Annotated in this window: 17 protein-coding genes, 1 tRNA gene and 1 pseudogene; 5 read left to right on the top strand and 14 right to left on the bottom strand. The window is 62.9% G+C overall.

Annotated features, from left to right (window positions below; genetic code table 11):
* Both proB and obgE read right to left on the bottom strand, forming a co-directional pair.
* Positions 1–1,137 carry a glutamate 5-kinase gene (gene proB / locus EB230_RS06600; protein WP_172371885.1) on the bottom strand — a complete coding sequence of 379 codons (1,137 nt, stop codon included), beginning with the start codon at positions 1,135–1,137 and terminating at the stop codon, positions 1–3.
* A gap of 4 nt (positions 1,138–1,141) precedes the next feature.
* Positions 1,142–2,173 carry a GTPase ObgE gene (gene obgE, locus EB230_RS06595; RefSeq protein WP_140776608.1) on the bottom strand — a complete coding sequence of 344 codons (1,032 nt, stop codon included), beginning with the start codon at positions 2,171–2,173 and terminating at the stop codon, positions 1,142–1,144.
* 132 nt (positions 2,174–2,305) lie between these two features.
* Here obgE and EB230_RS06590 point away from each other — a divergent pair, with 132 nt between their 5' ends.
* Positions 2,306–3,175, top strand: coding sequence for an endonuclease/exonuclease/phosphatase family protein (locus EB230_RS06590; RefSeq protein ID WP_172371884.1), 870 nt, complete (start codon positions 2,306–2,308; stop codon positions 3,173–3,175).
* 7 nt (positions 3,176–3,182) lie between these two features.
* Here EB230_RS06590 and EB230_RS06585 read toward each other — a convergent pair whose 3' ends face one another.
* From EB230_RS06585 to EB230_RS06570, 4 genes are all read right to left on the bottom strand, one after another.
* Positions 3,183–3,710 (bottom strand): GNAT family protein, encoded by a 528-nt coding sequence (locus EB230_RS06585; protein ID WP_056576451.1) that lies wholly within the window; start codon positions 3,708–3,710, stop codon positions 3,183–3,185.
* A gap of 20 nt (positions 3,711–3,730) precedes the next feature.
* Positions 3,731–4,318 (bottom strand): GNAT family protein, encoded by a 588-nt coding sequence (locus EB230_RS06580; RefSeq protein WP_056575214.1) that lies wholly within the window; start codon positions 4,316–4,318, stop codon positions 3,731–3,733.
* Positions 4,319–4,438: 120 nt separating this feature from the next.
* A complete protein-coding gene (gene rpmA, locus EB230_RS06575) occupies positions 4,439–4,708 on the bottom strand; it encodes a 50S ribosomal protein L27 (RefSeq protein WP_010912120.1) in 270 nt (89 codons plus the stop codon).
* 98 nt (positions 4,709–4,806) lie between these two features.
* Entirely contained in the window at positions 4,807–5,490 is a 684-nt protein-coding gene (locus EB230_RS06570; protein WP_056576446.1) for a 50S ribosomal protein L21, read from the bottom strand.
* 392 nt (positions 5,491–5,882) lie between these two features.
* On the opposite strand from EB230_RS06570, the gene EB230_RS06565 reads away from it, so the two are divergent.
* Positions 5,883–5,972 (top strand) — tRNA-Ser (locus EB230_RS06565).
* 247 nt (positions 5,973–6,219) lie between these two features.
* On the opposite strand, the gene EB230_RS32945 is transcribed toward EB230_RS06565, so the two are convergent.
* Positions 6,220–6,804, bottom strand: coding sequence for a TetR/AcrR family transcriptional regulator (locus tag EB230_RS32945; RefSeq protein ID WP_056575211.1), 585 nt, complete (start codon positions 6,802–6,804; stop codon positions 6,220–6,222).
* A gap of 84 nt (positions 6,805–6,888) precedes the next feature.
* On the opposite strand from EB230_RS32945, the pseudogene EB230_RS06555 reads away from it, so the two are divergent.
* Positions 6,889–7,842 (top strand): annotated as a pseudogene (locus EB230_RS06555) (aldo/keto reductase); the annotation flags it as partial.
* Positions 7,843–8,023: 181 nt separating this feature from the next.
* Here the strand turns inward: EB230_RS06555 and EB230_RS06550 are convergent.
* The gene (locus tag EB230_RS06550; RefSeq protein ID WP_056575206.1) at positions 8,024–8,923 is read right to left on the bottom strand and encodes a LysR family transcriptional regulator; all 900 of its coding nucleotides are present in this window, start codon (positions 8,921–8,923) and stop codon (positions 8,024–8,026) included.
* Positions 8,924–9,038: 115 nt separating this feature from the next.
* Between EB230_RS06550 and EB230_RS06545 the strand changes: the two genes are divergently transcribed.
* The gene (locus EB230_RS06545; protein ID WP_056575204.1) at positions 9,039–9,656 is read left to right on the top strand and encodes an NAD(P)H-dependent oxidoreductase; all 618 of its coding nucleotides are present in this window, start codon (positions 9,039–9,041) and stop codon (positions 9,654–9,656) included.
* A gap of 369 nt (positions 9,657–10,025) precedes the next feature.
* On the opposite strand, the gene EB230_RS06540 is transcribed toward EB230_RS06545, so the two are convergent.
* Together EB230_RS06540 and choX are read right to left on the bottom strand one after the other, a co-directional pair.
* Positions 10,026–11,045: an alcohol dehydrogenase catalytic domain-containing protein gene (locus tag EB230_RS06540; protein WP_244494122.1), complete on the bottom strand. Its 1,020-nt coding sequence runs from the start codon at positions 11,043–11,045 to the stop codon at positions 10,026–10,028.
* 12 nt (positions 11,046–11,057) lie between these two features.
* Positions 11,058–11,987 (bottom strand): choline ABC transporter substrate-binding protein, encoded by a 930-nt coding sequence (choX, locus tag EB230_RS06535; protein ID WP_056575198.1) that lies wholly within the window; start codon positions 11,985–11,987, stop codon positions 11,058–11,060.
* An 81-nt stretch (positions 11,988–12,068) separates the two neighbouring features.
* Between choX and betI the strand changes: the two genes are divergently transcribed.
* A complete protein-coding gene (gene betI / locus EB230_RS06530; protein ID WP_162258939.1) occupies positions 12,069–12,725 on the top strand; it encodes a transcriptional regulator BetI in 657 nt (218 codons plus the stop codon).
* Between the two features lie 31 nt (positions 12,726–12,756).
* On the opposite strand, the gene EB230_RS32940 is transcribed toward betI, so the two are convergent.
* The 4 genes from EB230_RS32940 to EB230_RS06510 form a co-directional block, all read right to left on the bottom strand.
* Entirely contained in the window at positions 12,757–13,443 is a 687-nt protein-coding gene (locus tag EB230_RS32940; RefSeq protein ID WP_056575192.1) for a DapH/DapD/GlmU-related protein, read from the bottom strand.
* The gene (locus EB230_RS06520) at positions 13,440–14,846 is read right to left on the bottom strand and encodes a hypothetical protein (RefSeq protein WP_172371881.1); all 1,407 of its coding nucleotides are present in this window, start codon (positions 14,844–14,846) and stop codon (positions 13,440–13,442) included. The genes EB230_RS32940 and EB230_RS06520 overlap by 4 nt, the downstream gene beginning before the upstream one ends.
* 196 nt (positions 14,847–15,042) lie before the next feature.
* Positions 15,043–15,924 carry an HlyD family secretion protein gene (locus tag EB230_RS06515; RefSeq protein ID WP_065005502.1) on the bottom strand — a complete coding sequence of 294 codons (882 nt, stop codon included), beginning with the start codon at positions 15,922–15,924 and terminating at the stop codon, positions 15,043–15,045.
* Positions 15,921–16,130 (bottom strand): DUF1656 domain-containing protein, encoded by a 210-nt coding sequence (locus EB230_RS06510; protein WP_056575183.1) that lies wholly within the window; start codon positions 16,128–16,130, stop codon positions 15,921–15,923. Before EB230_RS06510 ends, EB230_RS06515 begins: the two co-directional genes overlap by 4 nt.

Below are 16,130 nucleotides of genomic sequence, written 5' to 3'. Positions count from 1 at the left end.
TCATCCTCCGCTTATATCGCCCCCGGCGTGACTCACCACGAGGTCGTCGCGGTGGATCATCGCCGAACGCGCTTCGTAACCGAGCACGGTTACGATCTCGGCCGTCTTCAGGCCAGCGATCCTTACGGCATCGGCGGCATCGTAGGCAACCAGGCCGCGCGCGATCTCGCGGCCCTCGGGCGACAGGATCGCCACCGTGTCGCCGCGCGAAAAATTGCCGCTGACCAGCTTGACGCCGGCAGGCAGCAGCGATTTGCCCGATGTGAGCGCGCCAACGGCGCCGGCATCGACCGTCAGCCGGCCGGCCGGTTCGAGCTGGCCGGCGATCCAGGTCTTGTAGCCCTTGACCGGATTGGCGCTGGGCCGGAAGAAGGTCGCGCGCTCGCCGCGCTCGATCGCCATCAGCGGCGACAGCCGCGTGCCCGAAGTGATGATCATGGCGGTGCCGGCGGCGGTGGCGATCTTGCCGGCGTCGAGCTTGGTGCGCATGCCGCCGCGCGACAGCTCGGACGCGGCCGCTCCCGCCATCGCCTCGATGTCAGGCGTGATGCGGTCGACCACCGGAATGAATTTGGCCTGGGGATCGCGCGCCGGCGGTGCGGTGTAGAGGCCGTCAATGTCGGAGAGCAGCACCAAAAGATCGGCGCCCATCATCGTCGCGACACGCGCGGCCAGCCGGTCATTGTCGCCATAGCGGATTTCGGAGGTGGCGACCGTGTCGTTCTCGTTGATGACCGGCACCGCCTTCATCTTGAGCAGCGTCGAGATCGTCGCCCGCGCGTTGAGATAGCGCCGGCGTTCCTCGGTGTCGCCAAGGGTCAAGAGAATCTGGCCCGATCTCAGGGCGCCCTTGCCGAGCGCATCCGACCAGGCGCCGGCGAGCGCGATCTGGCCGACGGCGGCAGCCGCCTGGCTCTCTTCGAGCTTCAGCGCGCGCTTGCCAAGGCCAAGGATGGTGCGGCCAAGCGCGATGGCACCGGACGACACGACGAGGATTTCGGCGCCGCCCTCGGCGAGCACGGCGATGTCGTCGGCGAGCGAAGCCAGCCAGTCGCGCTTCAGGCCGCTCGCGCGGTCGACCAGCAACGCCGAGCCGATCTTGACGGTGATGCGTCGGTATTTTTTCAGCGACTGCATGGCACTACTTTTCCCAGCGCGTCTCGACCACGGGCGCGGCCTCCGCGCGCGCCTCGGCAATCACGGTCATCAGCGCCCGCAGCACAGCCTCGACACCTTCGCCGGTGACGGCGGACAGAAGCATCGGCGCGCGGCCGGCGGCGCGCTTCAGCGAGGCGACCTTCTTCTTGCGCCCATCCGCATCGAGCGTGTCGACCTGGCTGAGCGCCAGGATCTCGACCTTGTCGGTCAGCCCCTGGCCATAGGCCTCCAATTCGGCGCGCACGGTCTTGTAGGCCTTGCCCGGATTTTCCTCCTGCGCAGAGACCAGATGCAGCAGCACGCGCGTGCGCTCGACATGGCCGAGGAAACGGTCGCCGATGCCGACGCCCTCATGCGCGCCTTCGATAAGGCCCGGAATGTCGGCGATGACGAATTCGCGCGCGTCGATGCGCGCGACCCCGAGGCCGGGATGCAGCGTCGTGAAGGGATAATCGGCGATCTTCGGCTTGGCCGCGGTGACGGCCGCGAGAAATGTCGACTTGCCGGCATTGGGCAGCCCGACCAGCCCGGCATCGGCGATCAGCTTCAGCCGCAGCCAGATGTTGAGTTCCTCACCCGGCAGGCCGGGATTGGCGCGGCGCGGCGCCTGGTTGGTCGAGGTCTTGAAGTGCTGGTTGCCGAAGCCGCCATTGCCGCCCTTGGCAAGCAGGAAGCGCTGGCCGACCACGGTCAGGTCGCAGATCAGCGTCTCATTGTCTTCCTCGAAAACCTGGGTTCCGGCCGGCACTTTCAGCGTGACGTCGGCGCCCTTGGCGCCGGTCATGTTGCGGCCCATGCCGTGGACGCCGGTCTTGGCCTTGAAATGCTGCTGGTAGCGGTAGTCGATCAGCGTGTTCAGCCCGTCGACCGCTTCGAGCCAGACATCGCCGCCACGGCCGCCGTCGCCGCCGTCCGGCCCGCCGAACTCGATGAACTTCTCGCGCCGGAACGACACCGAGCCGGCGCCCCCGTCACCGGAGCGGACATAGACCTTGGCTTGATCGAGAAATTTCATGGGATCGCAGTTTCTTTTATTGGCCTTGCGGCATTGCTCTAAACCTTGGGCCTTGCTCTAAACCAAGGCGCGGCGAAGGGCGAGACCGTTTTGTGACGATGGCCGTGTGGGGTCGGTCGGAGAGATGTCGGTATGAAGCTTGTAACCTACAACATCCAGTACGGCATCGGTCTTGATGGGCACTACGATGTCGCGCGTATTGCCGACGCGGTGCGCGGCGCCGACGTGATCGCGCTGCAGGAGGTCACCCGCAACAACCCCAGGAACGGCAGCCGCGACATGGTCACCGAGATCGGCGAGGCGCTGCCCGACTATTTCGCCGTCTATGGCAGCAATTTCGAGGCCAATATCGGTTCGCGCATCGAAAACGGCCGCGCCATCACCACGACCTTCCAGCTCGGCAACATGGTGCTGTCCAAGACGCCCATTCATCTGTCGCGCAACCTGCTTTTGCCGCGCAGCCGCAGCTTCGAGATGATGAACTTCCAGCGCGGCGCGCTGGAGGCACTGATCGAGACGTCGCTTGGTTTCATCCGTTTCTATTCCATCCATCTAGATCATCGCAGCCCTGTGGAGCGCGCCAGCCAGATCCAGTTCCTGCGCCGGCGCCTGTTGAACTACGCGCTCGAAGGCGGCGCGCTGTCCGGCGTCGCCGAGATCGGCCTGCCGGAACTGCCGCATCCCGAGGCCTTTGTGGCCATGGGCGATTTCAACATGCTGGCCGCCTCGTCCGAATATGTCGAACTCGCCGGCCGGCCGGACCATGAATTCGGCATGCCGCTGACCGCCGACTTCGCGGTCGACGCCGCCGTGCGCCTTGATGTCGCCGGCGCCGATCTCGTCAGCTGGGTCGACCCCAAGGACCCTGCCAATGCCAGCCGTCACAAGCGCATCGACTATGTCTTCACCAGCGCCTCGCTTGCCCGTTCGCTGCAGCGCCTGTGGGTCGACCGGAAAGCAGCGGGTTCGGACCACCTGCCCGTATGGGTCGAACTGGGCTGACGACTCTTCATCCGGCTGCGTTTTCGCGTTCGACGATCGCCATCATGATCGTATCGCCGTATTGCCCGTCGATACAGATAGCGTCGCGCTGCACACCTTCCCTGACAAACCCGACCTTGTCGTAAAGAGCGATGGCGCGGGCATTGTCGGCGTGTACGGACAGCTCGACGCGGACAAAGCCGGTCTTGCGTGCCTGCGCCAAGGCGGCATGGATAAGCCGCGATCCGAGCCCGCGCCCGCGATGGGAGGCAACAATTCCCATTCCGAGACTGCCGCGATGGGCATGGATGAGCCGGTCATGGCGGGTGATGTCGCACCAACCGACGACCTCGCCACGAATGACGGCCACGAACCCCGGATCGCCTTTCGCGATGCGGTCCAACGCAAATCGCCGGGTTTGATCCAGCGGTGGCGCCTCGAGGAAGGACAGGTACTTCCGCTCACGCGCAACGAGATCAAGCGCACGATGAAAGCTTTCGATGTCACCGGGCGTTATCGGCGCGATCGTTTCGATACCGTTGCTGTCGTAGACCATTGGCTTGACGGCGCCATCGCTCAAAAGTGTACCCAGTTGCGCAGGCTCGTCCATGTCTTGCGGTCCAGCCTGTAGCGCTCGACCGGCACCTGGCCGGCGACGATCGAGTTCAGCATGCCCTGGCCGGCATACTGGAAACCGCACTTGTGGATCACCCGACGCGAGGCCGGATTGATGACCCGCGTCGAGGCATGCAGCACCTGGATCGAGGTCTTCTGGAAGGCGAGGTCGACCAGCGCGTGGGCGGCCTCGGTGGCATAGCCCCGCTTCCAGTAGGGTTCGCCGATCCAGTAGCCGAGTTCCAGCCCGCGATCGGTGGTGTTCAAGCCCGCGCAGCCGACGAAAGTGTCGGTGCCGGCCAGCGTCAGGGCATAGGCAATGCCGGCCCGGCGCGACCTGGTCATGGCGAGGAAGGCGCGCGCCTCGTCCTCGCCATAGGGGTGCGGCATGCGCGCCAGCATTTCGGCGACATGACGGTTGTCGGCAAGCTCGACCAGTTGCGCGATGTCCTCTTCGCGCGGCGCCCGCATCACCAGCCGCTCGGTGACCAGCACCGGGCAGTCTATCGCGTAACTTTCGTCTTCACTGTCTTCCGCTTCGGCAACCATTTGAAAATCCTCCAGGCACAAGAAAAAGGGGAGATGGAAACCCATCTCCCCTGATCCTTTTCCTGGTTTTGCCAGACACCGGTTCCCGAGATGGGCGCCGGTGTTCTAGTGCGGAACCGGCTACTCCGCGGCTTTGGTAATCGGGTTGACCGATACGTAGGTTCGGCCGTTGGCTTTTTTGTTGAACGTCACGGCGCCGGATTCGAGCGCAAAAAGGGTATGGTCCGTGCCCATGCCGACATTGACGCCGGGATGCCAGGTGGTGCCGCGTTGACGAATGATGATGTTGCCCGGGATGACGGCTTCGCCGCCGAACTTCTTCACGCCCAGACGCTTGGAATGCGAGTCGCGACCGTTGCGCGACGAGCCGCCAGCTTTCTTGTGTGCCATCTAACTAACTCCGTTGCGCCGCAAGGCGCCTAAAAGGCCTTATGAACGCGTTCGCGTTCCGTTTCAAGTCCGATCCGGCTGATGTTTCGCCGGAAAAATTACTTCTTGGCCAGTTCCTTGGCCTGTTCGCGCCAGTCCTTGATCTGGTCGGCGCTGAACGGCATGTGCTCGTCGATCTTGGCGACGTCCTTGTCGGTCAGCTTGGCCAGCTGCGCGAAGGTGATAATGCCCTGCTCGGCGAGATCCTTGGCGGCGACCGGGCCGATGCCCTTGATCACGGTCAGGTCGTCCGGCTCGCCTTTCGGCGCCTTGAACAGCGGCGCGGCGGCCGTCTCGGCCTTCGCCTCGTCCTTCGGTGCAGCTTCCGCCTTGGCTTCCTTCTTGGCCTTGGCTTCCTTCGGCGCGGCCTCGGCGGCGACTTCGGCCTTGGCTTCCGCCTTCACGGCCGCCTTCTTGGTCGGCTTGGCGCCACCCAGCAGGATCTCGGAGATCCGCACGGTGGTCAAAAGCTGGCGATGGCCGATCTTGCGGCGCGAATTCTGGCGGCGGCGCTTCTTGAAAGCGATGACCGTGCGGTTCTTGCCCTGCTCGACGACTTCGGCGGTAACCAGGGCGCCATCGACGAACGGCGCGCCGAACGTGACATTCTCGCCCTCGCCATGCGCGAGCACGTGGCCGATCTCGACTATATCGCCGACATTGGCTTCGACTTTTTCGATCTTCAGGAGATCGTTGGCGGCGACGCGATACTGCTTGCCGCCCGTTTTAATGACTGCGAACATTTTTTGCCTTTCGCTGTTCGGTCGGCCTTGATGAACCGCGTCTGGCGGTTCGGCCGTCTTTTTGTCAGTCTGCGGGTTCAAAAAACAAGCGGCGCGGAAGAACCCTCCACGCCGATTGCGCGCTGTCCCTAACCGAAGGTTGAGCGGGAGTCAAGGCAACACCCGTTGCCGGGACTGCTTTGGCCGGCCGGCCGGCGATCTTTTGCGGCAAGGCCTGCGGCACGCTGGAGAAATCGGCGACGACCGTCAAGACCGCCATGCCCTGCCGGGCCAATGCCGCCCGTGAATCCCGTGCTTGTCGGGCAAGCCAAATATCGGTGGATTTGGCCTTGTAACCTGCCCGTTCAGCCGTTATCTAGTGCGCCGCGCCGGCAACGGCCGACCATGACCGCGGAGAGGTGGCAGAGTGGTCGAATGCACCGCACTCGAAATGCGGCATGGGTGCAAGCCCATCGGGGGTTCGAATCCCTCCCTCTCCGCCATACGCCGCCGATTATACGCCATAGTGCTTATCGCCGCCGATCACCGCATCGCCACCAACTGACATAGCGAACCGCCGATCCTACGCTACAGGCCGATATCTCGAGAGCGGCGACAGCGGCTTACGCCCCCATTTCTGACGTTGGTCGCCTAAAAGCGAATGCGTGAAACCGCAACTCCGCGTTCGCGATACATGCAGACCCCGACGAACCGCTCCCCCCGACAAGCGCTCCAACACAAGAACGAGCTTCATGGTCCAGCACGGCTGCCTGGCTCGTCTTCGGCACCCAACCCCCTGAAGATGAGCGCTATTATCCTCGCTGCCTGTGCATCCCTCCCGCGATGGGATGGGATTTGCCAAAGGACTCCGAGAAGCATCAAAACATCGTCGGCATTTGCATCGCGATCAATCGCGCCGGCGGTCTCGCATGCGGCGATGAGTGAACGCACCGCCAACAGCATCTGCTGATAGGTTTCGCGTCCGTCATCCTCGGACGTGGCCCCTTGCAGGAGCCTTGCCACGCCGCGCTTCATGGCGCTGGAATCCGCCACCTGGGCACACCACAGACGAAACGCCTCCAGCGGCGGATGCTCCTGCACAAGCGTGGATGCGAGAGCCGCAAGGGCGTTGATCTCCTTACGATAAATGGCAAGGGCCAGGGCTTCCCGGGTCGGGAAGTGGCGATAGAGCGTGCCTTGCCCAACTCCGGCTGCCTTGCCGATAGCGCTAAGCGGCGTTTCGGGATCGGCGGTCAGGGCCTTTCGTGCCACCTCAAGTATGCGATCTCGGTTAGCGCGGGCGTCTGCTCGCAATCCCTCCTCTTCTACAGCCATGTCGCCTCTTGACTAAACGGACAATTGTCCGTTACTTAACGCTAAGCGGACATTTGTCCGAATATAGCGGATGTGGAGACGGACATGCAATATGCCAAGCTCGGCCGGACGGGCCTCGATATTTCGCCTATCTGTATTGGCTGCATGGGGTTCGGGAATCCATCGCGAGGTTACCCCTCCTGGTCGCTCGACGAGGAAGCAAGTCGACGTCTCATTCGCCACGCACTCGAAGCGGGCATCAATTTCTTCGACACCGCCAATCTGTATTCAAACGGTTCCAGCGAGGAGATCCTCGGGCGGGCACTGAAGGACTTTGCGCACCGCGAAAACGTTGTGATCGCCACCAAACTCAGCGCACCAATGCGCGACGGACCCAATGGCATCGGGCTATCGCGCAAGGCGATCATGACCGAAGTCGATATGAGCCTGAGGCGCCTGGGCAGCGACTATATCGACCTCTACCAAATCCATCGTCGTGACAGGACCACCCCCTGGGAAGAAACGCTCGAGGCCCTGAACGATGTCGTCAAGGCCGGCAAGGTCCGCTATCTCGGCGCATCGTCCATGAAGGCCTGGGAATTCGGCAAAGCGCTACACCTGCAGAAATCCAACGGCTGGGCCCGCTTCGTGTCGATGCAGGATACCTACAATCTTCTCGACCGCGAGGAAGAGCGCGAGATGCATGCGCTTTGCATCGACGAAGGGGTGCAGACCATTGTCTACAGCCCTCTCAACCGCGGACGGCTGGCCCGGCCGTGGGGAGCGATCACCGCAAGGGCGAAAACCGAAGCCGTCTACAATCTGGGAGCAGCCACTGCCGACAGCGACAAGCTGATTGTCGATGCGGTGGGGGCGATTGCGAAAGAACGGGGCGTCGGCCGGTCAATGATTGCGCTGGCCTGGCTGCGTCGCAATCCTGTGGTGGCAGCTCCGATCGTCGGTGCGCTGAAACCAGACCATATCGACGACGCTGTGGCTTCCCTTTCGATCAGCCTCACCGACGACGAGGCAGCAAGGCTGGAGGCGCCTTATACGCCGCGGCTCGACCATCAGGGAGCGTCAGACCCGCGCATGCTCCGCCGCGCGGCTGAAGCCGCCACAGGCCACAGCATCAGCCGCCTCCCAGTCCGTGAACTGAGCAAGGCGACATGAACCCTGCTCGTTCTGGCGACTGACATGTCAGGGACTAGGCGATACTGACGACAACTGTTTGACCGGATCAGAGCGACAGCCGGACCTGCAGGTCGTTAAGGAGCCACCGGCCGGCCGGGCCAGGTTCATGGTCCGCCATGCGAGCGGCGTAGATGGTCAGGGCGTTTGCCGGGTCACGGGCATCTTCGGCCAGCTCGAGCCGAACCAGAACGCTGGCTGCGAGATGATCGGCAATCAGATGCTCCGGCATCCGGCACCAGCCGAAGCCGGCCAGCAGGAAATCCAGCCTGCGGCCGAGGTCGACAAAGCGCCACCGCGTGGCGCTGGCCAGGCCGTAATTGTTCGCTTCCCGATCGACCGGGTCGGACAGGACGAGCTGGATATGGCGCTCCAGGTCGTTGCGGGTTGCCGGACGACCAAGCGCTGCCAATGGGTGATCGGCGCTGACCACAGGCGTCAGCGCCATGCGCAGCAGCGGCAATGCCACGACGTCCTCGGGCACCACCGGCAGCAGCAGGCAGAAGGCCAGTGCGACGTCGCCGCTGCGCAAACGACGCAGCGCCCCGCCCAGGCCCTCGGTCGAGAAGCTTATGGGAAGATGCGGATAGGCCTGGTGCAACGCGCGCAGGCTTTCGATAAGCGGGGCGGTGGGCACCAGCGGATCTATGGCTAGGGCAAGCTCGGGCTCGACCCCGCCTCGCGCCCCGGTCGCGACGGCCTCGAAGCGTGCCGCGCTCGAAAGCACCAGCCGGGCCTGATCGACCAGAACCCGGCCCGTTTCAGTCAGACGGGGGCGATGTGTGCTGCGGTCAAAGAGCTGGACGCCCTGCGCGGCTTCCAATGTCGCCACCGATTGGCTGATTGCCGATTGCGCGCGGCGCAATTGCCGCCCGGCCGCCGAAAAGCTGCCGGCATCAGCAATGGTCACCAGGATGCGCAACTGGTCGAGGCTGAGACTGCCGATCATGATCCATCATATTAGCCGATAGAGATGATCACTTTATTATCGCTCCTGCTGCTGGATAGAAAGCCTATATCGTCCGCATCTGTTCCGGCTGTTTAGCCCAAACCTTGAGGACGCCATGCCCAACCTTCTCGTTGTCGAAACCAGCGCGCGCGGCGAGGCTTCGATTTCCCGCCAGCTGACCAAACGCCTTGTCGCCAATTGGCTCGAGGTGCACCCGGATGGCGCGGTCGTGCGGCGCGACCTGGCCGTGGATGCGCTGCCGCACGTGACCATGCCGTGGTTGTCGGCCTATTTCACGTCACCGCATGCCCATACCTCGGACATGGCCGAGCAACTGCGTCTCTCGGACGCGCTGGTTGCCGAATTGCTGGCAGCTGACGAGCTTGTCATCGCCACGCCGGTCTACAACTACAATATCCCGGCCAGCCTCAAAGCCTGGATCGATCACATCGTGCGCAAGGGCGTAACGCTTGGCTTCGACGGCAAGGGACTGCTGATCGGCAAGAGAGCCACCGTGGTGCTGGCGTCCGGCGGCATCTATGGCGAGGCCTCGCCCATCAACCACCTCAATTTTGCCCCCCGATACCTCAAGGCCATTCTCAACGTCCTCGGCATCACCGACGTGAGGATTATCCATGGCGAAGGTGCCAAGGCCGTGGATATGGGTGAAGCAACGATGGACACGTTCATCGACGCCGTCGTTCCGAAACTCAATCGCGCTGCGGCCGCCTGATTGATCGGGAGTATGCGCCCCCGATGGAGCCCGCTTGCTTTCCACCGAGTTCAGGTGTGCCGCAAGATCGCCGCTGCCCGTCCTCACATCTTGCCTTCGGATCACTGTTCATGCCGAGAAGCAGACCGTGGTCACGCTCGTCCGATTTGGCAGTCTGCCTTGCAATAGCTAACCTCCGCTACCCACCCCAATTGTCGCCATTCGCTCAATTTTGGAGGGCTATGGAGTAGACGTAGTTCTCCGTTTCTTCGGCTTCGGCCCGCCAAGCATCGCCCGCCCATCCGGTCTGGCGGCACAGTCTGCCCAATCCCCTGTCGGTGGCGTATCTGGCAATGCGTATCCCGCCGATACGACTCGGCCGACGGCATCTCAGACACCGGCACCAAAGACAATCGCCTGCCGTCCTTCGGCGGTGCCCGCTTTCAACCGCCCCAGCGCGCTGGTCACTTCCGCGAGCGTGACGCGCTCGACCTGAGCCTCTAGCGGCTGCGCCTCGTGCAATTGCATCAGTTCACGCATCTGCGCGCGCGTGCCCACGCTGGTGCCGGTTATCCAGACACCGGTGGCGGTGAGCCATTCCTGGCTGAGGGGTACCGGTTGCGAGACCATGGCCGCGGCGATGATCCTGCCGCGCGGACGGATGGCCGCGGTCATCGCATCCCAGCTCGCCGGTGTCGGCGCAAAATTGATGCAGACATGGGCACGCAGCCGCGCCGGCCAATCACCAGCCAGACCGGGCGAGGCAAGAAGCGTGTGTTCGGCGCCAAGTGAAGCCGCGAGGCGGAGCTTGGCCTCATCCGTGTCGACGGCGATGACCACCGCGCCGAGCCGCCGGGCGATCTGGATCGCATAAAGGCCCAGGCCACCGCAGCCGAACACGGCACAGACCTCGCCGGCAACGACCTCCGCCCGCTTCAGCGCCCCGAAAGCGGTCAGGCCCGCGCACATCAAAGGCGCCAGCATGGCCGCATCGCCTTGGTCCGGCACGCGCGCAGCGAAACGCGCATCGGCCACGACATATTCGGCAAAAGTGCCCGCGACATCGAAGCCATGGGCGCGCTGGTGCTGGCAGAAGGATTCCATGTCGGCGTGGCATTCATCGCAGCAGCCGCAGGCGTCATGCAGCCAGGCGACGCCCGCCCGCTCGCCAACCCGCCAGCCCGTGACGCCGGCACCCGTCCGCACCACCCTGCCCACGCCCTCATGGCCAAGAATCGCCGCCGCTTGCCCCGAAGCCGGCCGCAGATGCCCTTGCCACACATGCACATCGGTATGGCATATGCCGCTGGCCTCCAGACGGACCAGTATTTCTCCGGGACCCGGTTCCGGCCGCGGCACGCTCATGATGTGCAACGGCTGGCCGGCGTGTTCCAGCACGGCCGCAAGCATGCTTTGCGTCATCTAAAGGCCGAGAGCGCTTTTCACGGCCGGCACGGCCGGCTGGCCGCCAAGGGTCGAGACGCCGTCCAGCCATTTGGCGAGCTTGTCCGGATTGCGCTTGATCATCTCGCGGGCGGCTTCGTCGGCGGATTTGCCCTCCCCCAGGATCATCCGCATGCCGTGGTTCTCATAGTCGAGATCGAATACCAGATTGGCGAACAGTTTGGCCGCGTTGGGGCATTCCGCCGAGAATCCCTTGCGAGCGATGGTGCGCACCGTGGCGCCGCCGAAATTCGGTCCGAACTCGACGTCCCCGCCCGACAAATAGCTTATCTTGTAATCGAGATTCATCGGATGCGGTTCCCAGCCAAGGAAGACGACCCAGCTCTTGTCCGCCACGGAATTCGAGACCTGCGTCAGCATTGCTGCCTCGCTGGATTCGATAATCTGCCAATCGCCCATCCCGTGCCGGTTGGCGGCCACCATGTCGAGCAGCGGCTTGTTCGAGCCTGCCTCGATTCCGTAAATCTTGCGGCCGAACTTGTCGGCATGGGAAGCAAGATCGTCGAAGCTTTTGATCCCCTGGTCCGCGACATATTGCGGTACGGCCAGCGTGTACTTGGCACCCTCCAGGTTGACGCCCAGCACTTCGACCGATCCCTCGTCGAAGTAGGATTTGTATTCCTCGTCCTGGACCGGCCTCCAATTGCCCAGGAAGACATCCATGTCGTTTTCCTTCAGCGCCGAATAGGCGACCCCGAGGCCGAGCAAGGTTTGAGTGGCGTCATATCCCAAGGCATCGAGGATGACCTCGGCGGTGGTGTTGGTCAGGGCGATGTCGGTCCAGCCCAGATCCGCCATGCGGACCTTCCGACATTGCGATGCGTCGGCGGCCATGACCGGCGAGGCGACGAGCGCCGAAAGCAAGGCCAGAACGAGTCTCGTGCGCATTGTGGCTCCCCATTTTTTTCGTGAGACGAATTGCCCGCCAACGCTATGGCCTCTGCATTATATGTCAATATAGAATCTTGTATGAGCGTACAAAAATCTTATTTGCTAGAAAGAGCAATGACGACTCAGGGCAAGCGGACGAAAATCGAGGACATACGGCGCGTCGAGCTGATTGCCGCCGCCCGCCGCGTATTCCTCGAGCATGGGTTGCAAGGCATGACCTCGGCCCGCATATGCCGTGAAGCCGGCATGTCGCCCGGCATCCTTGCCTATTATTTCAAGGGTAAGGACGAGGTTCTGTTCGGCATGGTGCGCCACAACAATCGCCTGCTGATGGAAGACGTCATAGCGCGACTGGAGGCGGCGCGGACCGGTTGGGCACGGTTGGAAGCGATCGTTGAAGGAAACTTTCCCGCCTCGGCGTTCACCCGCCCCATCGCCAATGCGTGGCTGTCGGTCTGTGCCGAGGCGGGCGTAAATCCGCAATATGCCCGGCTCCAGCGGCTGTTTTACCGCCGATTGCGCTCAAACCTGGCTTCGGTGTTTGCAGGGATGTTCGATACAACACGCCTTCGCGAGGCGAGTTTTGTCATCGCTGCCCTGATCGATGGACTTTGGCTGCGCAAGGCAGTCGCCGACGATGTCGGGCGCGACGAAGCCATAACGCTGGTGTTCAGAGCGATCCGGTCCCTTCTTAGCACCGGGGAGGAACAGCAGTTGCGCCACCCGGCGGGTTGAACGGCATAGACCTCCCTTCCTCCCGCCAGTTTCATCCATCTCTTGTCACGTTGGCGGATGCCGGGGTTCCGCGCACGGTCATGCCGGGCTGGACGCTGCGGGTGACCACCGAGGCGGCGCCGACCGTTGCGCCGGCACCAATTTCCACCCCGGGCATCAATTGGACGGCGCTGCCGATACGGGCACCCTGCCGAACGACAACGGGACCGTCAGGTGTCCTCCCGTTGGGACTGAACGTGGTGGCGAGCGCGACGACGTAGGGCCCGATGGCACAGTCGCTTTCGATAATGGTCCCTGCCGGAAATCCGCAAAACCCCTGGATTCTTGTGTTTTCTCCGATGACGCACTTGCTTCCCACCGTACAGGAGAAACCGACGCTGCTCCTTTCCCCAAGACGCGCGCCTTCGCGGATCAGGGCATGGTCACCGATATAGGCGTCGGGGCCGGTCATCGCGCCGGAGCAGACGATGGCGTAGGCGCCAACGATGGTTCTCTCGCCTATGTCGGTCGGCTGCTGAACTGTTGGCTGGGCAACCGAACCGGGATTCGATTGGCTTGGTCTGCCTATTATGGCGCCATGCTCGATACGGGCTCCGCGGCCCAGTCGTGTTCCGGGATAGAGGACGACATAGGCGCCTATGGAGACGTCGTCGCCGATTTGAACATCGTCCGCGCACATAAGGTAGGGTGCGCGATCGGACTTCTTCAACTCGTTCATTCTGTCAGCCTTCGATAGTGCTTGCGTATCAGGCGCTTTATCTTCGCAATGACGACGCGACGATTGATCTGGGACATGTGGATCTTCACGCCCGGTTCATCCGTGGTGTTTTCGGACAACTTGCCCTGATCAGCCTCGAGGTCCCGGTCGACTTTCGCCGCCATCCGGCGCCGGAAGTCGTTTCGCTCCTCCCCGGTTGTCAGGATGTTGAGCTCCCTCGTCAGTTGCTCGATCGTGCGACGGTATTGTCCGTTCTCGGCGCGAAGCCGGCTGACTTCGTCTTCGGCCCTTTTGGCGCGCTCGGCCACCGGTCCAAATGCTATCCTGGCGGACAGCAACTTGGATTCCGACCTCCAGTTCGACGCCACCAATCTCGAGAGCTCAAGCTTGGGCGTGGTCCGGCTTGCCGTCGGCTTTGCCAGATCCGAACACAGATCGATCATCTGCTGGGCATGGATTCGCGCGTGGTGATGCATCATGACCAGTTTCCGATTAGCCATTCCCATGAGGGGATCATAGGCACCCAGATCGGTGACCAGTTGTGCGGGATCAAAGGGGCGCGATAGAGCGAGCCCCGCGAACGCGTCGGCCTCCATCGCCTCATAGACCTGTGGGGTTACCCAGCCGTCCGTCCCAAAGACATCGTACACATAGGCAGGCCGGCCGCAGGACATCGCATCCAGGATCGCCCGGGCCTTCCCCACAACGATATCGGCCTCCGCGATGGCTTGGACGATGTCGGCCGAATTGGTGCCGGCGGGGCTGCCGACCTGCATGAACTCGACCCCGGCGCCGCTCCACGCGTCGACCAGAAAGCGCTTTGCTTCGCCTTGCAGATAGTTCCCCAGCAGAAGCGCTTTCTTCGGCTGTTTGCGGGCTGCGCCGCGGGGCGCCAGCCTGTCCACATCGATCGGCTGGCGAAAGCGAACAATCCGGTGCTTCGTGGCCAGGGCACGAAGCCGATCTTCAAATCGCGCGCTCATGACAACAACCGCGCCGACCACACCAGGAACAGCCGGGGGCGTCTGCAATTCGAAAAGCGGACTATGGCAGATAAAAGCGTGAGGAACCTCTGGCCACCTGGCCGATATCTCATAAGCGACGACGCCGTCCTTACTGAGCACGACATCGGGCGTTGGAAGCTCGAGATCCGTTGCGATCCTGATCGCCCGCTCCCTGGCCACCTGAGCCATCTTCCCAGGTGCCTTCACATAGATCGTGATGTCGTGGCCAAGTTTCAGGAACTGTTCGGCAATCGTTATTGCATAGGTCTCGCTGCCGCCAACATCATCGAACTGATAGGTTCCTAGAACTATTCTCACAGATGGGTCCTGGCACAATTTTTCGGCGGCGGGCGAAGCCGGCCGGCACTGACGCCCGCCGGCAAACGATCTCACGACCATGGCAATTCAATCCGGTGAGGGAGGATATATCCGTGGCCGTCATATCAGCCCCCTTTCAAAGCCAGCATGACGTATTTTGGCAAAGCATGTCAAAACCGGAGTCGTCTCGGCGCCGTGAACCGTGGCCGCTATTGCCTGGTCAATGCCGGCGTAAAGAGCCGCCGTTCAAGCACCGCGCCGCGCGAGGCGGGCGCCCTCACCGTGCCGTAGCGCGGTCGATGGTCACCGTTGCGGAGGTCCCGGCAACCAGCCGTGCCTTGGTGGCCGCGTCGCTGTCGAGCACGATATGCACGGGAACGCGCTGCGCGAGCCGCACCCAGGTGAAGGTCGGATTGATGTCCGCCAGCAACGTGCCCGAGCTGCGTTCGCGGTCCGCGATCCCCGCGGCGATGCCTGCGACATGGCCGGACAGGGTGTTTGGCCATCCCATCAGCCTGATCGATGCCTTGGCGCCGATCCCTATGCGCGAAAGTTTCGTCTCCTCGAAATAGCCCTCGATGCGCATCGTATCGGTGTCGACGAGCGCCATGGTGGCCGTGCCGGGGGCGACATAGTCTCCCGGGCGAAGGCTGAGATTGGTGATGATGCCATTCACCGGCGCCCGGACTTCGGAACGGTCCAGATTGAGCTGCGCCAGGTCGCGCGATGCGCTGGCCTGCAGGCTTTCCGATTCCGCCTCGGCTACCGTCGACCGCGCTTCCTCGATCTGCTGGATGCTGACCGCCGAGGCGGTCAGGCGCTGAAGCCGGTCGAGGTTTCGCTTGGCCTGGTCGAGCGTTGCCCGCTTCCCCTCCACCACCGCCTGCGCCTGAGCGAGCGCCACCGCGAAGCGTTGGCGGTCGACCTGGAAAAGAGCATCGCCCTTCTTCACCGCCTGGTTGTCCTTGACCAGGACCTCGGCCACCAGGCCCGACACGTCAGGCGTGACGCCGACGACGTCGGCGCGGACATGCGCATCACGCGTCCATGGGGCATTCATGTTGTCGTCCCACAGCTTCCAGGCCGCGACGCAAGCGATGACAACGACGATAGCGGTGACGAGGATCCTGCCGGTAAGGCGCAGAAAGCGGTACTTCATGACAACAGCCGATTCGAAAGCGAGGACAATGCCCCGAGGATGAGGATGTAGAGCGCGAAATTGAAGAGTGCCCTGTGCCAGACGAAGGAATAGAGTCCCGTCCACGACAACACTTGCCAGACGATCCGCGCCACGACGAAGGCCGCCAGCATCAGGACGAGAAGACCCGGCAGATAGACGCCGCCTATGCTGATATCGCTTTGCAT

Origin of the sequence: Mesorhizobium sp. NZP2234 (assembly GCF_013170765.1) — a bacterium.
Taxonomy (GTDB): domain Bacteria; phylum Pseudomonadota; class Alphaproteobacteria; order Rhizobiales; family Rhizobiaceae; genus Mesorhizobium; species Mesorhizobium loti_D.
This window is presented reverse-complemented; position numbering and strand designations above follow the sequence as displayed.